Source organism: Mesorhizobium sp. M6A.T.Cr.TU.014.01.1.1 (genome assembly GCF_004022765.1).
Lineage (GTDB): Bacteria > Pseudomonadota > Alphaproteobacteria > Rhizobiales > Rhizobiaceae > Mesorhizobium > Mesorhizobium mediterraneum.
The window spans coordinates 1-1,073 of sequence record NZ_RZPG01000070.1 but is presented as its reverse complement, the minus strand read 5'-3'; the positions used below and the strand labels follow the sequence as shown (position 1 = coordinate 1,073).

Here is a 1,073-nt window from a genome sequence, read left to right as displayed (position 1 = left end):
GAATCGAACGAAACAGCGGATCGGCGACGGCTGTTTCTGCGGTAACGAATTGTTATTGCTGCATTTTTCGGAGAATCGTGGGATTTTGCGCCGGTCGTGAAAACATCCCGCAGACGTTCTTGGGCGAAGAGCGCGCCAAAAAAGGCGCTGCTAATTAGCGCTTTGACACAGGAAGTTTTGACAGATTGGCTCCCCCTTTGTCGGTGGCGACCGCACACATCTCCCCTTCGTCATCCTGGGGCGGAGCAAGGAGCGAAGCGACGCAGCGCAGACCCCAGGATCCATGCCGTGACGTTTACGTGTCGCAAGGGTGCAAGCTCTGCTTCAGCGCACCCCTTGGCGACTGCACTCGTCGAACGGCCATCCTGAGCCGCTGCATTCTTTGGCTGATGTCATGGCATGGATCCCAGGGTCTTCGCGACGTCGCTTCGCGCCTGCTTCGCCCTGGGATGACGAGGCTGGGAAGGCTTCGAAACCAGGCTTTGCAAGGGATTCACTAGAAGAATTCGCCGGACTTGCCCTGCGAAGCGCGAGGCGCAAAGCAGAATGGCGGAGAGGATGGGATTCGAACCCACGAGAAGCTTTTGACCTCTACTCCCTTAGCAGGGGAGCGCCTTCGACCACTCGGCCACCTCTCCGTTGCGCCGGTGGATAAAGAAAAGCGCCGGCACAATCAACAAGCCTGCGCCATTATCATTGAAAAAACCGGCTTCTGTCGAAACGGCGCTTTCGCGATGCGGCGATTCTGCGGCAATCCGTTGGCCGGCGACTCGGCGCATCGTCGCAATTCCGACGGGCTATCGCCGGAATCGGCCGGATTGCAAGGGCTCGCAAGCGAGGCGATGGTTAATGGGAGCTTTCTGAGTGAGGCCAAATCGTGTCATTTGTGCAACAACGCAGGGGGATAGCACCCGCACAGCCCTTTTGCCGGTACGATGGTGGTTGAACGCCGCCGCCTCATGGGTAATGTCGAGTTCGAAGGAGCGGCGCGGTGCGCATCTTTTTCGGTAGTGGGGATGGGGCAGGGAACGCTGTCCTTCAGCAAAGAATACCCAGACCCGTTTTTTAACTTT

General features: G+C 57.9%; 1 protein-coding gene and 1 tRNA gene. Both read right to left on the bottom strand.

The window, feature by feature from the left end; translation table 11 throughout:
- Nucleotides 1-547: 547 nt before the first annotated feature.
- Nucleotides 548-638 (bottom strand) — tRNA-Ser (locus EN885_RS32990).
- A complete protein-coding gene (locus EN885_RS32985; protein WP_095483127.1) occupies nucleotides 600-779 on the bottom strand; it encodes a hypothetical protein in 180 nt (59 codons plus the stop codon). The genes EN885_RS32990 and EN885_RS32985 overlap by 39 nt, the downstream gene beginning before the upstream one ends.
- Nucleotides 780-1,073: the final 294 nt, after the last annotated feature.